Below are 1,919 nucleotides of genomic sequence, written 5' to 3'. Positions count from 1 at the left end.
CCACCGGCCGGGGCGCCGGCCGCTCGCCGACCTGCTGACCGCGATCCGCCTTGGCGTGACGGTGGACCGGCTCGGCGAGCACGCCCTGGCCAATGCCGAGGCGCATCTGAAGCCGCGGGCCGAGATGCGGCGCCTCTTCGGCCGCTGGCCGGAGGCGGTGGCGAACACCGCCCGCGTGCTCGATGCCTGCCGCTTCTCGCTGCGCGAACTGCGCTACGAATATCCCGAGGAGATCCTGGAGCCTGGCCTCACCGCGCAGCAGACGCTGGAGCGGCGCGTCGCCGAAGCCTGCCGCACGCACTGGCCGGGAGGCGTGCCGGAGAAGGTGGCGCGGCAGATCGAGGCCGAGATGCGGCTGATCGCGACCAAGGACTACGCCCCTTATTTCCTTACCGTGGACGAGATCGTCCGCTTCGCCAACGGGCGGGGCATCCTCTGCCAGGGGCGCGGCTCGGCGGCGAATTCCGCCGTTTGCTACGTGCTGGGCATCACCGCCGTGCCGCCGGACAAGCACGACCTGCTCTTCGCACGCTTCCTGTCCGAGGCCCGCGACGAGCCGCCCGATATCGACGTGGATTTCGAGCATGAGCGGCGCGAGGAGGTGATCCAGCACATCTACGACCGCTATGGCCGCGACCGCGCCGCCATCGCCGCCACGCTCAGCCGCTTCCGCGCGCGCGGCGCGATCCGCGAGGCGGGCAAGGCGATGGGGCTCAGCGAGGACATCACCGCGCGGCTGGCGAAGGGGGCCTGGGGGTTGGAACAGGCGAGCTTCGCCGAGATCGCGCGCGAGCAGGGGCTGGAGCCGGAGGCCGACCGCCGCCTGGCCTGGGCGCTGCAACTGGCCGGGGAGCTGGTCGGCTTCCCGCGGCATCTCTCCACCCATGTCGGCGGCTTCGTCATCACGAAGGGGCCGCTGACCGAGCTCGCCGTGGTGACGCGCGCCGCCATGGAGGGGCGCACCACGCTGGAATGGGACAAGGACGACATCGAGGTGCTGCGCATCCTGAAGGTGGATGTGCTGGGCCTGGGGATGCTGTCCTGCCTGCGCCGCGCCTTCGCGCTGATCGAGGCGGGCGGCGGGCCGAGGCTGGACCTGAAACACGTGCCGCAGGACTGCGCCGAGACCTATGCGATGCTATCCCGGGCGGATTCCGTCGGCGTCTTCCAGGTGGAAAGCCGGGCGCAGATGAACATGCTGCCGCGCCTGCGCCCCAGGGAGTTCTACGACCTGGTGATCGAGGTGGCGATCGTGCGGCCCGGCCCGATCCAGGGCGACATGGTGCATCCCTATCTGCACCGCCGCGCCAACCCGCAGGACGTGACCTATCCCTCCGAGGAGCTGAGGGGCGTCCTGCACAAGACCCTCGGCGTGCCGCTTTTCCAGGAACAGGCGATGCAGCTCGCCATCACCGCCGCCGGGTTCAGCGAGGCCAGGGCCGACCAGCTCCGCCGCGCCATGGGCACCTTCAAGGGCCAGGGACAGGTGGAGCAGTTCCGCGCCGAGTTCACCGAGGGCATGGTTGCGCGTGGCTACGAGCGTGATTTCGCCGAGCGCTGCTTCCGGCAGATCGAGGGTTTCGGCTCCTATGGCTTTCCGGAAAGCCATGCCGCCTCCTTCGCCCAGCTCGTCTATACCTCCGCCTGGATCAAGCGGCACCATCCGGCGGCCTTCGCCTGTTCCCTGCTGAACAGCCAGCCCATGGGCTTCTACGCCCCGGCGCAGCTTGTCCGCGATGCGCGGGAGCATGGCGTGCGCGTGCGGCCGGTGGATGTGCATCACAGCGGCTGGGATTGCGCGCTGGAGCCCGATCCCGGCAGCGTCGGCGGCCTCGCGCTGCGGCTGGGGCTCCGCCTGGTGCAGGGGCTGAACGCGGAGGCCGCCGGGCGGCTGCTGGCCACGCGCCCCTTCCGCGACA

General features: G+C 70.7%; 1 protein-coding gene. It reads left to right on the top strand.

All coding sequences use genetic code 11. From position 1 onward, the window contains the following. A partial coding sequence (locus tag ROTAS13_RS23845) for an error-prone DNA polymerase (RefSeq protein WP_139323547.1) occupies positions 1 to 1,919 on the top strand: 1,919 nt, incomplete at both ends.

This window comes from Roseomonas sp. TAS13 (genome assembly GCF_001950415.1).
GTDB lineage: Bacteria > Pseudomonadota > Alphaproteobacteria > Acetobacterales > Acetobacteraceae > Roseomonas > Roseomonas mucosa.
Note: the sequence above shows the minus strand (reverse complement) of the source record. Positions and strands in the feature narration are given on the sequence as shown.